Raw genomic sequence first — 22,298 nt, 5'->3', positions numbered from 1 at the left:
CCGCGCACGAGCCGGTACGCGTCGGGTGTCCGCGTACGGCTGTGGGAAGGAGAGGTGATCACGTGGGGTGCCGGTCCGGTCCTGATGGGTGCGTCTGCGTCCGCTCTTGCGTCCGCTTCTGTGTCCGCGTACGCATCTGTCGAAGAGGCAACGCTACGGCAACCGGCTCGCCCGGCGAAGTTCCACCGGTCAGCCCGGTGGGCGGGACGGCGCCGCTTCCCCCGTCCGGGCTCTTGACCGTCGGTACGTCCACCCACTCGGCCCCGAAATCACGGAAGCTGTCACGTGTGAGCCAGTTCTCATCGGGCGTCCGAGCCGCCCGAGCCGCCCGAGGTGTCCGAGCCGTCCCCGCTGTCCGGGCCGTCCCAGCGGGCCCGTCGCATGTCCAGCCGCGGCCCGGCCGACGAGTCCCGCAGCGGGGTGCCCTCCACCCGGTAGTGCTCCAGTGCGCGCCGTTCGCTGCCGGGCAGCAGCCCGCCGTCCGCGCGGACCACGCGCCACCAGGGGACGGCTCCGCCGTAGAGGGCCATCACCCTTCCCACCTGGCGCGGGCCTCCCTCGTCCAGCCATTCGGCGATGTCCCCGTAGGTCATCACCCGGCCGGGCGGAATGCGCTCGGCGGCCTCCAGCACCCGCTCCGCGTAGTCGGGGAGACCGGCTGGGCCGGGATACTCGTCGCTCATTGGGCCCATGGTGCCGCACCGGTCCGGAGGGCGCGCGGAGGGTTTTGCTCCGCACGGGCACGCACCCTGGTGCCCCGCCCCGGCACCGGTCCGTGCCACCATCGTCCGGGCGGTGACTGGTGATACGTGATCAAGAAGAGATGACCGGAGTGACGGGGAACGAGCGGGGTGTGAGCCCTCCTGACGACGCGGACGCACAGCGCGGCGCGGCGCCGGAGGCGCAGTCCGGCACGCGCCCCGGCACCCGGCGGGGCCCGCAGCCGGGCGACACCGGGACGGGTCCCGGGCAGCAGCCCGCCACCCCGGACGGACACACCGAGGCCGACCGGGTCGAGGTCGACGAACCGCTGCTCGCCGCCCGTGTGCACCGGCCCTCCGACCTGGTCCGGCTGCTCGTCGGGGTCCTCGGGATCGCCCTGGTCCTCGCCATTGCCGCCTTCGCGCACGGCACCGCCGCCGGTCTGGAGGCCGACATCAGCGCGGGCACCGACCAGGCGCCGCCGCTGCTGATCAAGGTGGCCGGGCTGGTGGGCAGTATCGCGGTGCTGCTGGTCCCGGTCGCCTTCGCCATCGAACGGCTGATCAAACGCGACGGACTGCGGATCGCCGACGGGGTGCTCGCCGCCGTTCTCGCCCACGGCGTCACCCTGGCCACCGACCTCTGGGTCTCCCAGGCCGCCCCGGCGACCATCCAGGACGCGCTCACCCGGGCCACCGGGGCCGGCGAAGCCCTCACCGACCCGGTCCACGGCTACCTCGCGCCCGTCATCGCGTACATGACCGCGGTCGGAATGACCCGGCGCCCGCGCTGGCGGGTGGCGCTGTGGGTGGTGCTGCTGCTCGACGCGTTCGCGATGCTGGTCAGCGGCTACACCACACCCTTCTCGATCATCCTCACCGTGCTGATCGGCTGGAGCGTGGCCTACGGCACGCTGTACGCGGTCGGCTCCCCCAATGTCCGGCCCACCGGCCAGAACCTCCTCGCCGGCCTGCGCCGGGTCGGCTTCCAGCCGGTCAGCGCGATGCGCGCGGAGGGGCACGAGGGCGGCGACTCCTCCGAGCAGAACGACCGCGGGCGCCGCTACCACGTGACCCTGGAGGACGGCCCGCCGCTGGATGTCACCGTGGTCGACCGCGAGCAGCAGGCGCACGGGTTCTTCTACCGGGTCTGGCGCCGGCTCACCCTGCGCGGGATCACCACCCGCCGCAGCCTCCAGTCGCTGCGGCAGGCCCTGGAGCAGGAGGCCCTGCTCGCGTACGCGGCGATCGCCGCCGGGGCCAGGGCCCCCAAGCTGATCGCCACCTCGGAGCTGGGCCCGGACGCCGTGATGCTGGTGTACGAGCACCTGGGCGGGCGCAGCCTGGACTCGCTCGGCGACGAGGACATCACCGACGAGCTGAGCCGCAATGCGTGGGAGCAGGTGCGGGCGCTCCAGTCGCGGCGCATCGCGCACCGCCGGCTCACCGGGGACGCCCTGGTGGTGGATCGTTCCGGCACGGTGATCCTGACCGATCTGCGCGGCGGTGAGATCGCCGCGGGCGATCTGGTGCTGCGGATGGACATCGCCCAGCTGCTGACCACCCTCGGTCTGCGGGTCGGCGCGGAGCGCTCGGTGGCCTCCGCGGTGTCGGTGCTCGGCCCGGACGCGGTGGCGGACTGTCTGCCGCTGCTGCAGCCGATCGCGCTGTCCCGGTCCACCCGGGCGACCCTGCGCCGGCTGGCGCGGGAGCGCTCGCAGCGGGAGCGGGAGGCGGTGCTGGAGTCCTCGCGGCTGGCGAAGGCGCAGCGCGAGGCGGAGTCGGCGGCGCGGAAGTCGCCGAAGTCCGCCAAGGCGGAGACGAAGGCCGAGAAGAAGGCCGAGAAGAAGGCGCTGGACGTGGCGCTGGACGAGGCCCGGGAAGAGGACCTGCTCAGCCAGATCCGCCGCCAGGTGCTGCTGATCCGGCCGCAGGCGCCGGTGGAGCCGGCCCGGCTGGAGCGGATCAGGCCGCGCACCCTGGTGTCGTTCATCGCGGGCGCGTTCGCCGCGTACTTCCTGCTGACGCAGCTGACCCACGTGGACTTCGGGACCATCGTCGGCGAGGCGCAGTGGGGCTGGGTGGGGGCGGCGCTGGCCTTCTCCGCGCTCAGCTACTTCGCCGCGGCGATGAGCCTGCTCGGGTTCGTCCCGGAGCGGGTGCCGTTCCTGCGGACCGTGTGCGCGCAGGTGGCGGGTTCGTTCGTGAAGCTGGTGGCGCCGGCCGCGATCGGCGGCGTGGCCCTGAACACCCGCTTCCTCCAGCGGGCCGGGGTGCGGCCGGGGCTGGCGGTGGCGAGCGTGGGCGCCTCGCAGCTGTTCGGCCTGGGCAGCCACATCGTGCTGCTGCTGTCCTTCGGCTATCTGACCGGCACCGAGAACACCCAGGAGATGACCCCGTCCCGGACAGTGATCGCGGGTCTGCTGACGGTGGCCGTGCTGGTGCTGGTGGTGACGGCGATCCCGTTCCTGCGGAAGTTCGTGGCGACCCGGGTGCGGGCGCTGTTCGCGGGCGTGGTGCCGCGCATGCTGGACGTGCTGCAGCGACCGCAGAAGCTGCTGACCGGAATCGGCGGGATGCTGCTGCTGACCGGGTGTTTCGTGATGTGCCTGGATGCGTCGATCCGTGCGTTCGGGGGCGGCGAGGCGATCTCGCTGGCGAGCATCGCCGTGGTCTTCCTGGCGGGCAATGCGCTGGGCTCGGCGGCGCCGACACCGGGTGGTGTGGGTGCGGTGGAGACCACGCTGACCCTGGGTCTGATCGCGGCGGGGCTGGAGAAGGAGATCGCGATCTCGGCCGTGCTGCTGTTCCGGCTGATGACCTTCTGGCTGCCGGTGCTGCCGGGGTGGATCTCGTTCAACTTCCTGACCCGCAAGGAAGCGATCTAACCGGCCGGCTGCGGGTCCGGGTCCGGACCCGGGCCCGGCCAGGCGCCCAACAGCGCGTCCAGGAGCTCCGCCACCCGTGCCTGGGCCGCGGAGATCTCCCCCGGCCCGGGCCCGGCGGGCGCGCCCGGAGCGGGCCGGCCGGCGCCGGGGGCCGTGGCGGCCGGTGGAGCGGCGGCCGGTGGAGCGATGGCCGGTGGAGCGATGGCCGGTGGAGCGATGGCCGGTTCTTCGTCGGTGAAGTCGGGCTCCGGGAAGCAGGCCGCCCGTTCCGCCGCCTCCAGTGCCCGGATGTGCACGAACCAGTCGTGGGCCAGCCGCTCCACCCTCGGGTCCGCCGCCTCCGCTCCGGCCAGCGCCGCCAGCTCCGTCTCCAGCCGCTCCTGCTCCAGCCGCAGCCTCGGATGCTGGACCAGCAGGTGCCGGCCCGCCGCCTCCAGCCGGGCCGCCTCCGGTCCGAGCAGCCGCCCGGCCTCCGGTCCCGGCCGCCGGGCGCGGACCGCCGCGCTCAGCCGGACCAGCAGCTCCTCCGGGCCGTCCGCCGGGGCCAGGACCGCCCGTACCTCGTGCGGGGGCAGGCCCAGCTCCGCCAGCCGCCGCGCCCACAGGATCCGTACCAGGTCCTCGTACCCGTACCGGTCCCGCTCCGCCTCCGGTCCCGCGTCCGGCCGCAGTCCGCTGCGCTGCTGCCGGCGGAGGGCCTCCGGGGTCGTCCCGGTCAGCGCCGCCGCCTCGCCGATCCCCACCGTGATCTTCTTCCGGTTCATGGCACCAGGTCACCACGGCCGCGGGCGAAAGGCCCGAACCCGAACGGGTCACGGCAGGGGCGGACCCGCGGAATCACCCACAGGATGGGTTACATGACGGGAAACGCTCTGCGGACCACCGCTGCCGCGGCCCTCGCCGCCACCCTGCTCGGCACGGGCGGCTGCTCCGGGAGCAAGGAACCGGAACAGCCGAAGGGCACGGCGAGCCCGACCGCCCGGCAGGCCCCCGCGCAGAAACTGCACTGGGACGCCTGCCCGCCCCCGTCCCCGGCCCAGGGCGGCGGCCAGGCTCCGTCCCAGGAGTGGCAGTGCGCCACCCTCAAGGTTCCCCTCGACTACGCCAAGCCCGAGGGCGAGCAGATCGAACTGGCCCTGATCCGGACCCAGGCCCGCGACAAGAACAACCGCATCGGCTCGCTGGTCTTCAACTTCGGCGGCCCCGGCGGCTCCGGCATCACCACCCTGCCCGGCGCGGCCGAGGAGTACGACGCCCTGCGCGACCGCTACGACCTGGTCAGCTTCGACCCCAGGGGGGTCGGCCGCAGCGGGCCGGTGCTCTGCCTGGGCGACCGGCAGCTGGACGCGTACTACGCCTCGGACAGCACCCCCTCCACCCCGGCCCAGGAGAAGCAGTACACCGATGGCATCCGGGCCTATCACGAGGCCTGCAAGACGAAGTCCGGGAAGGTGCTGCCGTACGTCGGCACCGAGAACGCCGCCCGCGACCTGGACGAGCTCCGCCGGGCCCTGGGCGACGAGAAGCTGAACTACTTCGGGATCAGTTACGGCACCGAGCTCGGCGGGGTCTACGCCCACCTGTTCCCCACCCATGTCGGCCGGGCCGTGTTCGACGCGGTCGTGGACCCGACGCAGACCTACGAGCAGGGCTCCCTCGGCCAGGCCGAGGGCTTCCAGCTGGCCCTCGACAACTTCGCCAAGGACTGTGTGGACCGCGGCGACGACTGCCTGCTCCAGGGCAGCACCGTCAAGGAGATCGAGGACAACATCATCGCCCTGCAGAAGCGGCTGGAGACGGCCCCCATCGCCGGGATCGGCGACCGCAAGCTCACCCAGTCCGCGGCCACCAACGGAATCGCCCAGGCCCTCTACTCCAAGGAGCTCTGGCCGCTGCTGGAACAGGGGCTGGACGAGGCGGAAGGCGGTCAGGGCCAGCTGCTGATGGCCCTCTCCGACGCCCTCAACGGGCGGGACGAGCAGGGCAGGTACAGCAACCTCGGGGCCGCCAACACGGCCATCAACTGCGTGGACTCCAAGGAGCGGTACGACCTGGCGCAGACCAAGGCCAAGCTGCCCGAGTTCCGGGCCGCCTCCCCGGTGTTCGGAGAGTTGATGGGCTGGGGCCTGCTGGCCTGCACCGGCTGGCCGGTGCCCGGCTCCAGGAAGACCCCGGATGTGAGCGCCCCCGGCTCCGCCCCGATCCTGGTGATCGGCAACACGGGCGACCCGGCCACTCCGTACGCGGGGGCCCGGAACATGGTGGAGCGGCTCGGCCCGGGGGTCGGGGTGGAACTCACCTACAAGGGCGAGGGCCACGGGGCCTACAACAGCGGAGATCCGTGCGTCCAGAAGGCGGTCAACTCCTACCTCCTGGACGGCACGGTCCCGCCCGCCAACACCACCTGCACGGCGGCCTGAGCCGCCGGGCGCGGCGCCGGGCAGGGCCCGCGCACGCCGGAGGGGCCGCACCGCATCCCGCGCGGTACGGCCCCTCCGGTCGTTCGGCCTAGTAGACCGGCTTGTGCGGCTCGATCTGGTTGACCCAGCCGATCACGCCGCCGCCGACGTGCACCGCGTCCGCGAAGCCCGCGGACTTCAGCACCGCGAGGACTTCCGCACTGCGGACACCCGTCTTGCAGTGCAAGACGATGCGCTTGTCCTGCGGCAGGTCCTGGAGCGCGCTGCCCATCAGGAACTCGCCCTTGGGGATCAGCCTGGCGCCGGGGATCGAGACGATCTCGTACTCGTTGATCTCGCGGACATCGATGATCTCGATGTTCTCGCCGTCGTCGATCCACTCCTTGAGCTGCTTGGGAGTGATCGTCGAACCCAGGGCGGCCTCCTGGGCCTCCTCCGACACGACGCCGCAGAAGGCCTCGTAGTCGATGAGCTCGGTGACGGTCGGGTTCTCGCCGCAGACCGCGCAGTCGGGGTCCTTGCGGATCTTCACCTGGCGGTACTGCATCTCCAGGGCGTCGTAGATCATCAGGCGGCCGACCAGCGGCTCGCCGATGCCGGCGAGCAGCTTGATCGCCTCGTTGACCTGGATGGAGCCGATGGACGCGCAGAGCACACCCAGTACGCCGCCCTCGGCGCAGGAGGGGACCATGCCCGGCGGCGGGGGCTCCGGGTAGAGGCAGCGGTAGCAGGGGCCGTGCTCGGACCAGAACACCGAGGCCTGGCCGTCGAAGCGGTAGATCGAGCCCCACACGTACGGCTTGTTCAGCAGCACGCAGGCGTCGTTGACCAGGTAGCGGGTGGCGAAGTTGTCCGTGCCGTCGACGATCAGGTCGTACTGGCCGAAGATCTCCATCACGTTCTCGGCTTCGAGCCGCTCTTCGTGGAGAACCACGTTCACGTACGGGTTGATGCCGAGGACGGAGTCCCGCGCCGACTCGGCCTTGGAGCGGCCGATGTCCGCCTGGCTGTGGATGATCTGGCGCTGCAGGTTCGACTCGTCGACCTCGTCGAACTCGACGATGCCGAGCGTGCCGACACCGGCCGCGGCCAGGTACATCAGGGCGGGCGAGCCGAGGCCGCCCGCACCCACGGCGAGCACCTTGGCGTTCTTCAGACGCTTCTGGCCCTCCATCCCCACATCGGGGATGATCAGGTGGCGGGAGTACCGACGGACCTCGTCAACGGTCAGCTCGGCGGCTGGCTCGACCAGGGGTGGCAGCGACACGGGGACTCCGGAGGTCTAAGTCTGAACGGTGGTTCTTCCCGTAACACTGCCACGCCCTTCTTCATTCCGAGACACCCTGTCCGATACGCGAGACAATTTCGTCCCAGTACGCGGGCATTCCGGCCCAGGGGTCCTGCCCGCCGCGGCGGTCCGAGCGGTCGGTGAACCAGACGGTCCCGGCCCCCTGCCAGCGGGCGACCCGCATCGCCTCCTCCAGATGGGTCCGCGGAACCCCGTGGACCAGGTGGCAGAAGCGCTCCGGCGGGTGTTCCGCCGTCCATTCGGCCACCTGCGACCAGCGGTAGTCGGACCACGCCCCGGAAAAGGTGACCAGCTGGTCGGCGGCCTCGGCGTAGCCGGGGCAGGGGTGGGTGCCGTGGCCGAGCACGATCCGCAGCCCGTCGTGCAGCGTGCGCAGGGTGTCCGTCAGCCGGCGCACCGCCGCCAGCTCCTCCCGGCCGGCGGGGGCCCCGGCCAGGTAGAAGCCGCCGACCCGGTACCAGTCCAGGTACCGGTGGGCGTCGGAGACCAGCTCTCCGAAGGTCCGTTCACCGTTCCGCATGGCGAGATGGCCGAGCAGGGTACCGCCGGCTTCGCGCAGCCGGCGGGCGGCCTCCGAGACATGCGGATCGGGCCGCTGTCCGGGACCGTCCGTGACGTTCAGCACGGCCCAGTGCACCGGGGTACCGGGCCGGGCGAGCTCGCCCCACTCGGCGGGGGCCAGCAGCGGATGGGCGTACCCGGGCACCCCCAGGCCCAGCCGTCCGGCCCCGGTGGCGGCCGGGGCCGCCCCCGGCGGGGTGGTCAGATGCGGCATGCCGCCTCCATCCAGATGTCCGCCAGCGATTCCTCCAGGTTGATCCGGGGGCGCCAGCCGAGCCGGTCCCGGGCGGTGCGGACATCGGCCTGCTGCCAGGCGCCGCAACCGTCCGGATAGGGGTACGCGGGCTGGGCCGCGGCGGCGGCGAGCTGCTCGGCGGTGGCCTCCGAGCGCGGGGCTCCGATCCCGATGTGCCGGCCGGGCAGGCCGTGCTGCGGAGCGACCGCGTCGAGCTCGTGCAGGGCGCCGCCGAATCCCGCGACCCGGGCGAGCACGGCGGCGGCGTCGCGCAGCCGCACGGCCCGGCCGGTGCCGATGTTCACCACGCCCTGCGCGGCGGACAGGCTCGCCGCGTGCACCGCGCGGGCCACGTCCCGTACGTCGACGAAATCGCGCTGCACCCCGAGCCCGCTCAGCTTGAGCTCACTGTCCCCGGACTGCATGGCGCGGCGCATGGCCTCGGCGAGCCGGCCGAGCGGGGAGCCGGCGGGGGTGCCGGGCCCGACGGGCGAGAACACCCGCAGCACCACGGCGTCCAGCCCGGAGCCGAGCACCAGCTCGGTGGCGGCCAGCTTGCTCACCCCGTACGGGCCGCCGGGTCTGGGCACGGCGTCCTCGGCGGTGCTGGAGCCGGGCTGGCTGGGCCCGTACTCCGCGGCACAGCCGAGCTGGACCAGCCGGGCCCCGCAGCCGCTGCGGCGCAGGGACTCGCAGATGGTGGCGACGGCCACGGTGTTGTGCCGGGTCAGGTCGCGGGCCCCGCCGCGGGTGGCTCCGGCGCAGTTGACGACCACCCCGGGGTGGACGGCGTCCAGGAACCGGGTCAGCGCGCCGGGGCTGCCGGTCGCGAGGTCGAACCGCACGTCGGCGTCGTCCCCCCGGCCGAGCGCCGTGAGCTGCACGGCGGGGTCGGCGAGCAGCCGGTCGGCGACGTAGCGGCCGAGGTATCCGTTGGCTCCGATCAGCAGCACCCTCATTGCGCGGCCCCTTGGTTGGTTGGCTGGCCGGTCATGTCCTTCTCCTTCTCCCTGTCATGGCTACGGGTGTGTGCGGATGCGCGGGACAGCGCGATGGTGGCGTGTACGAGGAGCCAGCCCGTCCCGGCCAGGGCGGCGCCGGGCACCGGCAGCAGCCCGAGCGCGAGGGCGGCGGTGACCGGGTGGCGCACTCCGTGGGCGAGCAGCAGCCGGGCGAGGAACAGCAGCGGTACGAGCGGCAGGGCGGGGCCGGTTGTGCCGGTGGCGGCGAGCAGCGGCAGGGCGAGCGCGGTGGCGGCGGTGGCGGCGAGCAGTGGCAGGGGCCGGGCCATGGCGGTGAACTCGGCCAGGGTCCGGCTCGCGGCGAGCCGGCGCCGGGCCTGCGCGGCATGACCGAGGACGGCCGCATGGGCGGGGACGACGGCCAGGGCGAGGGCGAGGCCGATGGCCGGACCGTGCCGGTGCACGGCCCAGCCGAGGCCGACGGCGGCGATCAGGTGGGCGGCGGCCGTGCCGCGCGGCGGCCGGGACGGCCGGACGAGGGCCGCGGCGAGCACCAGCCCGGTGAGGGCCGCGGCGACCGGGCCGGCGGGCACGGCGGCGGCGAGGGCCCAGACGAGCCCGCCGGGCACCAGCGCGTATGCGCAGCCGCGCAGCACCCGCCGGTCCCGCTGCTCCGCCCGTTCCTCCGCGGGGGCGGTGGTCCGGGGCACCCGGGCGTAGATCTCCTCGGCCAGCGAGAAGACGTCCCGGTGCCGGAACCGGGCGGCGGTCCGGTCGGTGACCCCGAGGGCTTCGAGCCCGGCGGCGATCTCCAGCGGATCGACGGCCCTCTCGCACAGCTCCCGGTGCCGCCGCATCAATGCCTTGACGGGATCCCCGCCGCCGCGCCGCGGCCCGGCCGGGGTGGGGGCGAAACCCTGGGCGATGGTGCCGCGCCAGGGCACCTCCAGGCCTGTCGGGGAGGCCGGGGCGGCGCCGGGCTCGGCAGCGGGGCCGGGCTCGGTGCCGCGGCCCGGCTCGGTGCCCGGGCCGGGGACCGCGGGGTGGGGGCGGGTCATGCCGTAGCCCAGGACGGTGTCGTCCAGTGCCCCGGCACCCTCGCCTCCGCCGGCCGGGCGAACGGCACGGCATCCGCCCCCGCCCGCTCCACCCCCGGCCCGCTCGCGATCAGGTCCAGGTAGATCTCCCGGAACGCGGCCACGTTCTGCTCGACCGTGAACAGTTCCAGCGCCCGCGCCCGGGCCGCCGCTCCCAGCCGGGCGGCCCGCTCCGGGTCCCGCAGCAGGGCCACGCAGGCCTCCGCCAGCGCCCGCGGGTTGCGCGGGGGAACCACCAGCCCGGTGCCGCCGATCACCTCGAACACCGCGCCCACGTCCGTCGAGACGGTGGCCCGCCCGCAGAACATCGCCTCGGCCAGGGTGACCGGGAAGCCCTCCACCACGGAGGAGGAGACCACCACCCGGCCCGACCCGTACGCATCGGCGAGCGAGGGCGCGTCCGGGCCGCCGATCTCCTCGAAGGCCACCGGGTTCTCCCCCGGCGACAGGCTGTCCACCGCCTCGTCGGGGAACAGCTGGGCGGCCAGGGCCCGGCAGTCCGCCAGATAGGCCGGTGATCCCGTGCCCGTGGCGAAGATCCGCAACCGGGCTCCCGGCACCCCCCGCCGGACCTCGGCGAACGCGTGCAGCAGACCGATCAGGTCCTTCGCGGGGTCGATCCGGCCGACCCAGACCACGGTGCCGGGATCCCCCTGGTCGGCGGCTTCCCCGACGGTGGCGAATCGGTCCGCCTCCATCCCGGGGTGGACCGTGCGCAGCCGCGCCCGCGCGGCCCCGCACCGCTCCTGCCAGCGCCGCGCATGCGCATGACCGGGGGTCAGCAGGTCGGCCTGCGCGTACAGTTCGGCGGCCAGCCGGAGCTGGAAGGAGGCCAGGAGCGCCCGTACCGCGGGCCGGTCCGGGCCGTCGCCGCCGGGCTTCAGGTAGTGCGCGCGGAGCTGGACCCCGTACTCGGTGACCAGCAGCGGCACTCCGAAGAAGCGTTTGGCCAACAGCCCGGGCAGGGCCGCCACTCCGCCGGCCGAGGCGTGCACGACATCGGCCGCGCCGAGCTCCTCGTACCAGTCGAGGGAGAGCGGGCGCAGCGCCTGCGCCAGCCCGCCCACGACCTCGATCAGGTCGGGGACCCGGGCCGCCTGTACGGTCCGGCCGGCGGCCGGCACCCGGCAGCCGGCCTCCAGGAGGCGCAGGGCGTCCTCGGAGCGCAGGGCCGCGGTCAGCCCGCCCTGTTCCCGGGCCAGTTCGGCGAGGCCGTAGAGGCCGGCCGCGAAGGCGGTGCCGTCGGCCGTACAGATACCGGCGACCAGGTCCCGGAAGGCCGGTACGAAGGCCTGCCGGTCCCGGCGCCGGGGGCTGCGGCCCGTCGCCCGGCGGTCCTCGCCGGCCGGCGGCTGGGCGTAGAGCACGAACTCGTGCTGTGGGAGCCCGCGCACGAGCCGCTCGCACCACAGCCTCGAACCACCGTCCGTCAGCAATCCGATCCGCACGCGTGGCACCCCCGTTCTCCGTTACGGCGGTTCGCCGCGGGAGAACTCAAGCGGATATGCCGGTGGCGCGACGGACGGTTGTCCGTCGCGCCACCGGAAGGGGTGAAGGAGCGTAACTTTCCCGTACGGGTGGCGTTCGACCGCGCTACACCCGGCGGACGCGAAGCCGGAAATACCTCAATTCCCGGGATAGACCCAGGGATTGGGCCTGCACCGGATTCCGTCGATATCGAGGGACTTGGTCTGCTGCTGCATGATCGGCGCAAGGGCCCCGGGGGTGCGGCAGCTGACGTGGCCGTTCCCGAGCCGGTGGCCGACCTCGTGGTTGATCAGCATCTGCCGGTACGCGAACATCGCCTGTGGGCCATAGGTCTGCGAGCCCTGGGCCCACCGGAAGGCATTGATCATCACCCGGTCGGTGGAGGCCGAGTCGCAGGAGACGTTGTCGACCGTGGTGTCCAGATCGGACTTGGCGCACCAGATCCCGGTGGTTCCCGGACTGGCCAGCGTGATCACGAACTCGACCTCGCCGGAGGGCACCCGCTCGAAGGTGCGCACCCCGTTGTGCGCCCAGCTGCGGTCGTCGTTGAGGGTGCGCTGCACGGCCTCGGCGAACAGCTGTCCGTCCATGCCGAGGCCCTGTTCCACGTCCACCCGGTAGCGGACGACCTTCCCCTTGCCGGGGGCCTTGGCCACGCCCGGCACGGCGTCGAAGGTTCCCGGACCCTTGAGTTTCGGGTCGATCGGGAACTGTTCGGCCATCTTCTGCTCGTAGGACTTCTCCACGGGGACCGGCGGGGCCGCGGGGGCGGCGGCGACGGCGGAGGAGGAGGACTGCGAGGCGTCCGGGGTGGGCCGCTCGTCGGAGCGGGAGGCCGCGGACTGTCCGGCCGCGGCCCGGTTCTTGCCGCCGTCGCCGGCCGCGTGCGTGCCGGTCCGGCCGGCGTCGTCCTCGGCCACGACCTGCCCGGCCACCACCACGGCGAGCACGGTGGTGACGGCCGCCGCCGCCATGCCGGTGTACGTACGGACCTTGGCGCCCCGGCTGGTCACGGGCGCGACGGGCGGCTCGGCGTCACCGGTCCGCGGTACCGGCACCCGGCGGTGCGAGCCGGTGGAGGTGACCGCATTCCCATCCGGGGGGTCGAGGTCCACCCGCGGGAAGCCGGCGGCGGGTGTGCCGAAGGCCGGGGTATGGCGGTCGGGTCCGCCGTGGCCGGGGTACGGGTCGGGGTACGGGCCGGGCATGGGCGTGGGAACGGGGCGCGACGCTCCGCGCCAGTCGCCGTAGACGGCGCCGGCTCCCGTGTCGTAGAGAGCGCCGGATCGCGTGTCGTACGCCGCGCCGGGGGCCGCGCCCCAGCCGCCGCCGGGCTCGCGCTGCTCGGGGTGCCCGGCGAGCACCTCGGGCGCGGGCTGCTGTCCGTATCCCTGGTGGATGACGGCCTGTTCGCCCCGGCGCCGACGACCGGGGAAACCACCCGCGGCAGCGGCTGCGGCAGCGCCGGGACCGGGGTCCGGGGATGGCGGAGTGACGGCAGCCGGGCCCGCGGTGGGGGCCTTGCGACTGTGTCGTCCCACGGGTCCTCAGCCTTTGTCGTCGTTGGTGCTGTTGTCTCTGAGCAGGCCCCGGAAGGCCTCGGCGACCACCTCGGGGTACTCCATCATCGCCACGTGGCCGGCCTCCGGCAGGGTCAGCAGCCGCGAGCCGCGGAAGGCCGCGGCGGCCCTGCGCGCCATACGGTACGAGACGAGCCGGTCCCGGCCACCGTAGACCAGCAGGGTCGGGGCGAGGACCCGCTGGGCCTGCCGCCACAGTCCGTGCTGCCCGCCGAGAGTGTAGGCGTCGACGATGCCGCGGGAGGAACGGCTCATGGCCTCCCAGAAGTAGGGGAGGGCCATCCGGCGCTCCATCTCCTCCACCGCGTTCCGGAAACCCTCGGGCGTCACCCGGGAGGGGTCTCCGTAACACAGGCCCATCACCCCGCGGGTGCGCTGTTCGGCGGTCAGCCCGCGGGTCACCCGGCCGAGCAGGGCGGCGGCGCCGGGGACCGCGAGGAGGGCGGTGGGCACCGCGGTGCGCTGCACCCGCAGCTCCGGCAGGGCGGGCGAGACCAGGGTGAGCGAGCGCACCAGGTCGGGCCGGACGGCCGCGATCCGGGTGGTGACGGCGCCGCCGAGGGAGTTGCCGATCAGGTGGACGGGCCCGCGGCCACTGGCGTCGAGGTACCGGATCACCGCCCGGGCGAGTCCGGTGACGGAGTAGTTCCGGTCGGCCGGCGGCGGCGAGTCCCCGAAGCCGGGGAGGTCGACGGCCTCGCCGTCGACGGTGTCCTCCAGCAGCTCCATCAGGGCGGACCAGTTCAGCGAGGAGCCGCCGAGCCCGTGCACGTACAGGGCGGGCGGCAGTCCTTCGCGGGCCGGCGGCCTCGACCGCACGGTCAGCGTCAGACCCGGCAGGGCGACGCTGCGCAGCCGCTCCCCCTCGGCCACCCGGACCCCGCCGGCGGGCGTGGACAGCTCGGCGGCGGACCGTACACCCGGCAGCTCGGTCGAAGACATGCGGCCAATGTTACGAGACGATCACGCCGCAATCCGTGTGTCCGCGGTCACAAGTCTGCGTAGCGGTGGGCCCCCGACTCTCCTAGGCTCGTACTTGAGAGATGAATGCGGGGCACGGAAATGAGGGGAGCCCCATGAGCGCCGACCCAGCGGAGCCGGACACCTTCCAGGACCAGTTCGCGGAGACGCTGGACCCGGAGGCCCCCGAGGCGGACGCCTCCGAGCAGCAGAAGGACCTCAGCCCGCAGGAGGACGATCCGCTCACCGGGCATGAGCGGGGCGAGGCCACCGAGGGGGATGCCGCGGAGCAGGCGCGGATCGTGGAACTCGATGATGAGGACTACCGCTGACCAGCGCTTAGGGCGTCCGTACCGCGAGAAATCTCGGTCTGGACCCTCCAGATTCGGTTACCGAAAAGTACGATGGCGGGCGCGGCGCACAGCGCACTGTGTCAAGGAGAAAGTGGGAGGCGGCGTGACAGCCATCGAGCAGACCGAGGCGGCGCGCCCGCGGGGCACGCGACTGCCGCGCCGAGCCCGACGGAACCAGCTGCTGGGCGCGGCCCAGGAGGTGTTCGTCGCGCAGGGCTACCATGCGGCGGCGATGGACGACATCGCCGAGCGCGCGGGAGTGAGCAAGCCGGTGCTGTACCAGCACTTCCCCGGCAAGCTCGACCTCTATCTGGCGCTGCTGGACCAGCACTGCGAGGCACTGCTGCAGGCGGTGCGGGGCGCGCTCGCCTCGACCACCGACAACAAGCTGCGGGTCGCGGCGACGATGGACGCGTACTTCGCCTATGTGGAGGACGAGGGGGGCGCCTTCCGGCTGGTCTTCGAGTCCGATCTGACCAACGAGCCGGCGGTGCGCGAGCGTGTCGACCGGGTGTCGTTGCAGTGCGCGGAGGCCATCTCGGACGTGATCGCCGAGGACACGGGGCTGTCCAAGGACGAGTCGATGCTGCTGGCGGTGGGCCTGGGCGGGGTGTCCCAGGTGGTCGCCCGGTACTGGCTGTCCAGCGAGAGCCCGGTGGCCCGCGAGACGGCGGTCGGCCTGCTGACCTCGCTGGCCTGGCGCGGTATCGCCGGTTTCCCGCTGCACGGCACGGAGCAGCACTGATCCTTTGCGGCCCGGGGTGAGCTGTTCGCTGCGAGCGTTCCCCCGGTACGCCGTCCGGGTCCTCTGGCCGGGCTAATGTGTCCGGTGTACGGCGCGGTGATCGCGCGACCCGGAGACGTCGGAGGGACAGAGCCGTGGAGGTCAAGATCGGCGTGCAGCACGCACCCCGGGAGATCGTGCTGGAGACCGAACTGAGCGCCGAGGAGCTCGAGAAGGCCGTCACCGACGCGCTCACGGGCAAGTCGCAGCTGCTTTCGCTCACCGACACCAAGGGCCGCAAGGTCCTGGTGCCGACGGACCGGCTGTCGTACGTCGACATCGGCGAGCCGAGCGCCCGCAAGGTGGGCTTCGGCGCTCTCTGAGCGCGGGCGTCCGGGCACGACGGACTGCTGTGGAACGGCCCGGCGGGGAACCCCCGCCGGGCCGTTTCCCTTTGTTCCGCTTCGGGTAGGACGGGCAGTGACCCGGTTGCCCGGACCCCTGGGAGGAACCTCATGCTGCTGATGGAAGCGCTCGGCTCGGCCCTGCTGGGCCTGGTCCTGTCCGCCACCGCGCTGAGAGTCCTGGGAGGGCGGCTGCCCTCGCCCCGGTCGGTGCTGGTCAGCGGCGTGGCGGGAGCGCTTTTCGGCGCCTATCTGACGCACTTCGCGCTGGGTCCGGGCCATAACACCCCGGCCGCGACCTTCGGTGGAGCGGCGCTGGTGTCCGCGGTGGTGCTGTCCCTGCTGCTGCGTCCGGCCGGACGCCCGGGGAGGTCGGGGCGGCGGGCTCCGTTTTCGGTCCCCTCATGACTGACCGGATGTGACCGTACGGGACATGCGAGGGCGGCCCCGGAGCCGAGTGCTCCGGGGCCGCCCTCGCGTGTCTGTGGTGCCGGTGGTGCGGGGGGGGTACCGGTGGTTCAGGCCGCGAGGCCCAGCGCCGCCATCCGCTTGGTGTGCGCCTTGGTGATCCGGGCGAACATCTCACCGACGGCCGCCAGGTCGAAGCCGGCGGCCATGCCGTCGACCCCGCCGACCAGCATGGTGGAGAGGGCGTCGCGCTCGGCGACCACCCGCTGCGCCTGCGAGAGGGCCTCGCCCATCAGGCGGCGGGCCCACAGCGCGAGCCGGCCGCCGACGCGCGGGTCCGCCTCGATCGCGGCGCGGACCTTCTCGACGGCGAAGTTGCCGTGGCCGGTGTCGTCCAGCACGCCGAGCACCAGGGCGCGGGTGTCGGAGTCGAGGTGGCTGGCCACCTCGCGGTAGAAGTCACTGGCGATGGAGTCGCCGACGTAGGCCTTGACGAGGCCCTCCAGCCAGTCCGAGGGCGCGGTCTGGCGGTGGAAGTCGTCCACGCCCTTGGCGAAGGGCTCCATGGCGGCGGTGGGCTCGGCGTCGACCGCCGCGAGCCGGTCACGAAGCCGCTCGAAGTGGTGGAATTCGGCGGAGGCCATCTTTGCGAGCTCTGCCTTGTCGGCGAGGGTGGGTGCCATTTTGGCGTCCTCGGCCAGCCGCTCGAACGCCGCGAGTTCTCCGTACGCGAGGGCGCCCAGCAGGTCCACGACGGCAGCCCGGTACTGCGGCGAGGCGGAGGCATCGGCCCAGCTCTGGGCGGCGATCCCGGTGGCGCCGCCGTCGGCGTCTTCGGCGGGCGGCGGTACGTTTTCTTCGGTCGACATGCTCCGCACAATAGCCCGCTGAATGCCCGCGGGAACCACCCGCCCGATGCGTTGCCCGATGCGTTGTGCAGTGCCCCGCTGACAAGGCGCCGAGCGCCGACCCGGTGAATTCACCCGACACACCTGCGCGATTCCGGGGTACAGTGGTAATGCGCCTGCCGAATACTCGACGGGCCATCTGAATGAGGATGCCCGGTCGGTGGCCCGATCGGCTCCAACCGACCGCCCTCGGTGTGGTGTGTACGTTCATGCGTACCGCCTCCCATGAGGGGCCCCCTCAGCGGCATGAGCGCGCTTGAGCGAAGGCAGTGGTCCCGCGCAGCTTCGTACGTACAAGGCAAGTACTACAGGCCAGGCACGGTACGACCCCCCTCGCCGCCTCGCGCCGCGTCTCACAGAAGAGGCAGCACCCTGACTACGTTCCGAGACCTCGGTATCTTTCCCGAGACGGCCGAGGCCCTTGAGGCCGTCGGCATCGTGTCCCCCTTCCCGATCCAGGAGATGACCCTCCCCGTCGCCCTTTCCGGCACGGACGTCATCGGCCAGGCGAAGACCGGAACCGGCAAGACGCTCGGTTTCGGCCTTCCGCTGCTGGAGCGGGTCGTCGTCCCCGCGGACGTCGAGGCCGGCCGGGCCAAGCCCGAGCAGCTGACCGACGCCCCGCAGGCCCTGGTCGTCGTCCCGACGCGAGAGCTCTGCACCCAGGTCACCAACGACCTGCTGACCGCCGGCAAGGTCCGCAATGTCCGCGTCCTCGCCATATACGGCGGTCGCGCGTACGAGCCCCAGGTCGAGGCGCTCAAGAAGGGCGTCGACGTGATCGTCGGCACCCCGGGCCGCCTGCTGGACCTCGCGGGCCAGCGCAAGCTCGACCTGTCGCACGTCAAGGCGCTGGTCCTGGACGAGGCCGACGAGATGCTCGACCTGGGCTTCCTGCCCGACGTCGAGAAGATCATCAATTTCCTTCCCCCCAAGCGGCAGACGATGCTGTTCTCGGCGACCATGCCGGGTGCGGTCATCGGCCTGGCCCGCCGCTACATGTCGCAGCCCACGCACATCCGCGCCACCGCGCCGGACGACGAGGGCGCGACCGTCGCGAACATCACCCAGCACGTGTTCCGCGCGCACAACATGGACAAGCCGGAGCTGGTCTCCCGGATCCTGCAGGCCGAGGGCCGCGGGCTGGCCATGGTGTTCTGCCGTACCAAGCGCACCGCCGCGGACATCGCGGAGCAGCTGGAGCGGCGCGGCTTCGCCTCCGGCGCCGTCCACGGCGACCTGGGCCAGGGCGCGCGCGAGCAGGCCCTGCGGGCCTTCCGCAACGGCAAGGTGGACGTCCTGGTCTGCACCGATGTCGCGGCTCGCGGTATCGATGTCGAGGGCGTCACCCACGTCATCAACTACCAGTCCCCCGAGGACGAGAAGACCTTCCTGCACCGGGTCGGCCGTACCGGCCGCGCGGGCGCCAAGGGCACGGCCGTCACCCTGGTCGACTGGGACGACATCCCGCGCTGGCAGCTGATCAACAAGGCGCTGGAGCTGGACTTCCACGAGCCCGAGGAGACGTACTCGACGTCCCCGCACCTGTACGAGCTGCTGAACATCCCGGCCGGCACCAAGGGCATCCTGCCGCGCGCCGAGCGCACCCGGGCGGGCCTCAAGGCCGAGGTCATGGAGGACCTGGGCGAGACCGGCGGCCGTGGCCGCAAGTCCGCCGCCGCCTCCGCGGTGGTGACCGAGGAGCGTCCGGCGCGCACCCGGACGCCGCGCCAGCGCCGCCGCACCCGCGGTGGTGCGGAGGTGGCAGCCGAGGCCGCGGTGGACACTCCGGTCGCTCCGGTCGCCGAGGCCGCCCCGGTGGCGGAGGAGGCCGCCCTGGAGCCGCGCAGGCCGCGTCGCCGCCGGACCCGGTCCACCTCGCCCTCGTCCGCGTCCGCTGCCGCCGCCTTGGCCGTGGCCGCTCCGGTGAGCCCGGTCGTCGAGGCCGAGGCCGCTCCGGCCGCCGAGGAGGCTCCGGCCAAGCCGCGCCGCACCCGGGCCCGCAAGGCCGTCGCCGCGGTCGAGACCCCGGTGGCTGCGGTCACCGAGGCCGCCCCGGTGGCTCCGGCCGCCGAGGAGGCTCCGGCCAAGCCGCGCCGCACCCGGGCCCGCAAGGCCGTCGCCGCGGTCGAGACCCCGGAGCCGGACTTCCAGATGGCTCCGCCGGTCGAGCCGGTCAAGGCCCGCCGGACCACCCGGCCCCGCAAGGCCGTCGCCGCCGTGGCCGAGGTCCCGGTGGCCCCGGAGCCGGACTTCCAGATGGCTCCCCCGGTCGAACCGGTGAAGGCCCGCCGGACCACCCGGCCCCGCAAGACCGCCGCCGTGGCCGAGGCCCCGGTGGCCCCGGTCACCGAGGAGGCTCCGGCCAAGCCGCGCCGCACCCGGACCCGGAAGGCCGCGGAGGCTCCCGAGGCGTAAGCCGCACGGACCGAAGGCCCGGCCCTCCCTCTTGGGGGGGGGCCGGGCCTTCGGCGTGTCCGGGGTGCTCCCGCACTGGCCCGACCGGCCAGTAACGTGGCGGCATGAGCAAGCCGCCGCGACTGACGCTGCCCCCGTGTGCCCGTGCCCGCCTCCTGGAGACCTCGCGCGGCGCGTTCGCCGTGCACGAGGCCGGCGAGCCGGTGCACGGCACGGCCCTGCTGGTCCCCGGGTTCACGGGCAGCAAGGAGGACTTCATCGGGCTGCTGGAGCCGCTGGCCGGCGCCGGCTTCCGGGTGCTCGCGGTGGACGGGCGCGGGCAGTACGAGAGCCCCGGCCCGCGCGAGGAGTCGGCGTACTCCCTGGACGAGCTGGCCCGGGACCTGCTGGCCCAGGCCGCCGCCCTCGGCACGCCCGTCCACCTCCTCGGGCACTCCCTCGGCGGGCTGGTCTCCCGCGCCGCAGTGATCCGCGATGCCGCTCCGTTCCGCAGCCTCACCCTGATGAGCAGCGGGCCCGCCGCCATCGCCGAGGCCCAGCAGGCCCGTACGAAGCTGCTGGTCGGGGCCCTGGAGGTGATGCGGGAGGACATGGCCGGGGTGTGGGCGGCGATGCGCGCGCAGGATCCGGAGGATGCGGTCCCGGACACCCCCGAACTCGCCGGGTTCCTGCGCGGGCGCTGGCTGTCCACCGTGCCCGAGCAGCTGATCGCCACCGGCCGGACGCTGATCTCGGAGCCCGACCGGGTGGCCGAGCTGGCCCGGGTGGAGCTGCCCAAGCTGGTGCTCTCCGGTGCGGTGGACTACGCCTGGCCGGTCCCGTCCCTGGACGACATGGCCCGTCGGCTGGGCGCGGCACGCGTGGTGATCCCGGGGACGGAGCACTCGCCCAACGCGGAGGACGCCCCGGCCACGGCTGCCGCGCTGGCGGCGTTCTGGAGGTCCGTCGCAACCCGCCAGTAGTTAGCCAGTGAAAAAATTTCCTTAGCGTAGGGAATGATTGGCCCCTACACTTCGTTGGACCCTCTGCAAGGAGAACACCGACGAAGGGAGAAGCCCGTGCGCTTCGAGATTCTGCGCCTGGACGATGTCGACGGAAACGCCGTGGACAGTGACGTCGTGGACGCGGCCTCCGTCAACCGGATCGTGCAGCAGGCCGCCGCGGTGGGCCAGCGCATTCTCATCCGGCCGGCCGAGTAGCGTCCTCCTCCGCCTGCCGCACACACGCCGAAGGCCCCGCTCCGGACCGGAGCGGGGCCTTCGGCGCAGGTCCGGGGTCAGGCGCCCTGCACCACCTGCAGCACACCGTTGATGATCTGCTGGACGGCGATCGCCGACAGCATCATGCCCGCCAGCCGGGTCACCAGGACCACGCCGCCGTCGCGGATCACCCGGATGATCACCAGCGAGTAGCGCATGACCAGCCACAGCACCACGTGCATGGCGACGATCGCCGACCAGACCGAGACCTGGCCGCCGAAGCCGTCGGCCTTCTGGACGGCCAGGATCACCGAGACGATGGCACCCGGACCGGCCAGCAGGGGCATGCCCAGCGGCACCAGCGCCACGTTCACGTCCTTGGTCTGCTTGGGCTCGTCCGTCTTGCCCGTCAGCAGGTCCAGCGCGATCAGGAGCAGCAGCAGACCACCCGCGATCATCAGCGCGGGCACCGAGACATGCAGGTAGTCCAGGATCTGCTGGCCGCAGATGCCGAAGACGGCGATCACCCCGAAGGCCACGCAGACGGCCTGCCAGGCCATCTTGCGCTGCACCTTGACGGGGCGGCCCGAGGTCAGCGCGAGGAAGATCGGCGTGATCCCCGGGGGGTCCATAATCACAAAAAGGGTGAGAAAAAGGGATCCGAAAACGGCGAAGTCGAACACAGAGAAGCCTTGGCCTTGCAGAAGTGGTGAGATGAAAACGGGGACGCGGCCGGCCCGGGGCCGGCTATGCGGGGCGTCCGCCCGCGCCCGGCACCGGGAAGGCACCCGTGGCACGGCGGGTGATCTCGCCGTAGATCTCGGGGTCCGTGGTGTACTCCCCGAGCCGGCAGGTCTTGCGGCTGCCGTGGTAGTCGCTGGAACCGGTGACCAGCAGCCCCAGCTCGTCCGCGAGACCGCGCAGCCGCGCCCGGGTGGCGGTGTCGTGGTCCATGTGGTCGACCTCGATACCGTCCAGGCCCGCCGCCGCCAGCTCCGCTATCACGCTCTCCGGGACGCACCGGCCGCGCTTGACCGCGGCCGGGTGCGCGAAGACCGTGACCCCGCCGGCCGCCTTGACCAGGCGGATGGCCTCGAAGGGGTCCAGCTCGTGCTTCTCCGCGTACGCCCGGCCGCCGTCGGCCAGCCAGTCCGGGGTGAAGGCGTCCGAGACCGTCGGTACGACGCCCAGCTCGACCAGCGCCGTCGCGATGTGCGGGCGGCCCACCGAGCCTTCGCCGGCGATCCGCGCCACCTGCTCCCAGGTGACGGGCACGCCCAGGGCCTGCAGCTTGCCGATCATCGCCTGGGCTCGGGGGGTCCGGTCGTCCCGGACCAGCTCCCGCTCGCGCGCGAGCTCGGGCTCCGCCGGGTCGAAGAGGTAGGCCAGCATGTGCAGTCCGATGCCGTCTCGACGGCAGGACAGTTCGGCGCCGGTGACCAGGGTGAAACCGGCAGGCAGGGCCCGGACCGCGGCCATGGCCTCGGCGTGGCCGCCGACCGTGTCGTGATCGGTCAGGGCGACGACGTCCAGCCCGGCGGCAGCCGCATGGCGGACCAGCTCGGCGGGGGTGTCCGTACCGTCGGAGGCCGTGGAGTGGGTGTGCAGATCGATGCGCACAGCACGGCTCCAGGGGCAGGACGGACGGGGGACACCTCAGGATAACCGGCGGATCACCGGCTC

At 73.1% G+C, this 22,298-nt stretch carries 21 protein-coding genes; 9 read left to right on the top strand and 12 right to left on the bottom strand.

The features are described from left to right. Positions 1-299 precede the first annotated feature (299 nt). Positions 300-683 (bottom strand): MGMT family protein, encoded by a 384-nt coding sequence (locus tag DEJ50_RS21625; RefSeq protein ID WP_317852558.1) that lies wholly within the window; start codon positions 681-683, stop codon positions 300-302. Positions 684-823: 140 nt separating this feature from the next. Between DEJ50_RS21625 and DEJ50_RS21620 the strand changes: the two genes are divergently transcribed. Continuing rightward, the gene (locus DEJ50_RS21620) at positions 824-3,589 is read left to right on the top strand and encodes a lysylphosphatidylglycerol synthase transmembrane domain-containing protein (RefSeq protein ID WP_411757628.1); all 2,766 of its coding nucleotides are present in this window, start codon (positions 824-826) and stop codon (positions 3,587-3,589) included. On the opposite strand, the gene DEJ50_RS21615 is transcribed toward DEJ50_RS21620, so the two are convergent. Next, positions 3,586-4,353 (bottom strand): MerR family transcriptional regulator, encoded by a 768-nt coding sequence (locus DEJ50_RS21615; protein ID WP_150209600.1) that lies wholly within the window; start codon positions 4,351-4,353, stop codon positions 3,586-3,588. The two genes, DEJ50_RS21620 and DEJ50_RS21615, sit on opposite strands and share 4 nt — an antisense overlap. A gap of 93 nt (positions 4,354-4,446) precedes the next feature. On the opposite strand from DEJ50_RS21615, the gene DEJ50_RS21610 reads away from it, so the two are divergent. Continuing rightward, on the top strand, positions 4,447-6,009 hold the full coding sequence (locus tag DEJ50_RS21610) for an alpha/beta hydrolase (protein ID WP_150209599.1): 1,563 nt from the start codon (positions 4,447-4,449) through the stop codon (positions 6,007-6,009). An 88-nt stretch (positions 6,010-6,097) separates the two neighbouring features. On the opposite strand, the gene moeZ is transcribed toward DEJ50_RS21610, so the two are convergent. The 7 genes from moeZ to DEJ50_RS21575 all read right to left on the bottom strand — a co-directional run bounded on the left by moeZ (position 6,098) and on the right by DEJ50_RS21575 (position 14,183). Further along, positions 6,098-7,276 (bottom strand): adenylyltransferase/sulfurtransferase MoeZ, encoded by a 1,179-nt coding sequence (gene moeZ, locus DEJ50_RS21605; RefSeq protein ID WP_150209598.1) that lies wholly within the window; start codon positions 7,274-7,276, stop codon positions 6,098-6,100. A gap of 61 nt (positions 7,277-7,337) precedes the next feature. Beyond that, positions 7,338-8,093, bottom strand: coding sequence for a spherulation-specific family 4 protein (locus tag DEJ50_RS21600; RefSeq protein WP_150209597.1), 756 nt, complete (start codon positions 8,091-8,093; stop codon positions 7,338-7,340). Beyond that, the gene (locus tag DEJ50_RS21595) at positions 8,081-9,073 is read right to left on the bottom strand and encodes an NAD-dependent epimerase/dehydratase (RefSeq protein ID WP_150209596.1); all 993 of its coding nucleotides are present in this window, start codon (positions 9,071-9,073) and stop codon (positions 8,081-8,083) included. Before DEJ50_RS21595 ends, DEJ50_RS21600 begins: the two co-directional genes overlap by 13 nt. After that, positions 9,070-10,134, bottom strand: coding sequence for a hypothetical protein (locus DEJ50_RS21590; protein WP_150209595.1), 1,065 nt, complete (start codon positions 10,132-10,134; stop codon positions 9,070-9,072). The genes DEJ50_RS21595 and DEJ50_RS21590 overlap by 4 nt, the downstream gene beginning before the upstream one ends. Next, on the bottom strand, positions 10,131-11,621 hold the full coding sequence (locus DEJ50_RS21585) for a glycosyltransferase (RefSeq protein ID WP_150209594.1): 1,491 nt from the start codon (positions 11,619-11,621) through the stop codon (positions 10,131-10,133). Before DEJ50_RS21585 ends, DEJ50_RS21590 begins: the two co-directional genes overlap by 4 nt. A 177-nt stretch (positions 11,622-11,798) precedes the next feature. Continuing rightward, positions 11,799-13,202: a DUF3152 domain-containing protein gene (locus tag DEJ50_RS21580; RefSeq protein ID WP_150209593.1), complete on the bottom strand. Its 1,404-nt coding sequence runs from the start codon at positions 13,200-13,202 to the stop codon at positions 11,799-11,801. 6 nt (positions 13,203-13,208) lie between these two features. Beyond that, positions 13,209-14,183, bottom strand: coding sequence for an alpha/beta fold hydrolase (locus DEJ50_RS21575; protein ID WP_150209592.1), 975 nt, complete (start codon positions 14,181-14,183; stop codon positions 13,209-13,211). A gap of 134 nt (positions 14,184-14,317) precedes the next feature. Here DEJ50_RS21575 and DEJ50_RS21570 point away from each other — a divergent pair, with 134 nt between their 5' ends. From DEJ50_RS21570 to DEJ50_RS21555, 4 genes are all read left to right on the top strand, one after another. Beyond that, complete coding sequence (locus DEJ50_RS21570; RefSeq protein ID WP_150209591.1) at positions 14,318-14,533, top strand: hypothetical protein; 216 nt, start codon at positions 14,318-14,320, stop codon at positions 14,531-14,533. Between the two features lie 124 nt (positions 14,534-14,657). Beyond that, a complete protein-coding gene (locus DEJ50_RS21565) occupies positions 14,658-15,299 on the top strand; it encodes a TetR/AcrR family transcriptional regulator (RefSeq protein ID WP_150209590.1) in 642 nt (213 codons plus the stop codon). Between the two features lie 134 nt (positions 15,300-15,433). Next, positions 15,434-15,661, top strand: coding sequence for a DUF3107 domain-containing protein (locus DEJ50_RS21560; protein ID WP_190344603.1), 228 nt, complete (start codon positions 15,434-15,436; stop codon positions 15,659-15,661). Between the two features lie 132 nt (positions 15,662-15,793). After that, complete coding sequence (locus DEJ50_RS21555; RefSeq protein WP_411757627.1) at positions 15,794-16,090, top strand: hypothetical protein; 297 nt, start codon at positions 15,794-15,796, stop codon at positions 16,088-16,090. 110 nt (positions 16,091-16,200) lie between these two features. On the opposite strand, the gene DEJ50_RS21550 is transcribed toward DEJ50_RS21555, so the two are convergent. Further along, on the bottom strand, positions 16,201-16,959 hold the full coding sequence (locus DEJ50_RS21550; protein ID WP_150209588.1) for a ferritin-like fold-containing protein: 759 nt from the start codon (positions 16,957-16,959) through the stop codon (positions 16,201-16,203). Between the two features lie 477 nt (positions 16,960-17,436). Here DEJ50_RS21550 and DEJ50_RS21545 point away from each other — a divergent pair, with 477 nt between their 5' ends. From DEJ50_RS21545 to DEJ50_RS34015, 3 genes are all read left to right on the top strand, one after another. Then, positions 17,437-19,416 (top strand): DEAD/DEAH box helicase, encoded by a 1,980-nt coding sequence (locus DEJ50_RS21545; protein ID WP_223837864.1) that lies wholly within the window; start codon positions 17,437-17,439, stop codon positions 19,414-19,416. 104 nt (positions 19,417-19,520) lie between these two features. Beyond that, positions 19,521-20,378 carry an alpha/beta hydrolase gene (locus DEJ50_RS21540; RefSeq protein ID WP_150209586.1) on the top strand — a complete coding sequence of 286 codons (858 nt, stop codon included), beginning with the start codon at positions 19,521-19,523 and terminating at the stop codon, positions 20,376-20,378. A gap of 96 nt (positions 20,379-20,474) precedes the next feature. Beyond that, positions 20,475-20,615: a hypothetical protein gene (locus DEJ50_RS34015; protein WP_190344601.1), complete on the top strand. Its 141-nt coding sequence runs from the start codon at positions 20,475-20,477 to the stop codon at positions 20,613-20,615. A 77-nt stretch (positions 20,616-20,692) separates the two neighbouring features. Here DEJ50_RS34015 and DEJ50_RS21535 read toward each other — a convergent pair whose 3' ends face one another. Continuing rightward, positions 20,693-21,298 (bottom strand): MarC family protein, encoded by a 606-nt coding sequence (locus DEJ50_RS21535; protein WP_150209585.1) that lies wholly within the window; start codon positions 21,296-21,298, stop codon positions 20,693-20,695. Between the two features lie 64 nt (positions 21,299-21,362). Next, a complete protein-coding gene (locus tag DEJ50_RS21530; RefSeq protein ID WP_150209584.1) occupies positions 21,363-22,235 on the bottom strand; it encodes a PHP domain-containing protein in 873 nt (290 codons plus the stop codon). Positions 22,236-22,298 lie beyond the last annotated feature (63 nt).

The sequence above is a fragment of the Streptomyces venezuelae genome, assembly GCF_008642295.1.
GTDB classification, from domain to species: domain Bacteria; phylum Actinomycetota; class Actinomycetes; order Streptomycetales; family Streptomycetaceae; genus Streptomyces; species Streptomyces venezuelae_C.
This window is presented reverse-complemented; position numbering and strand designations above follow the sequence as displayed.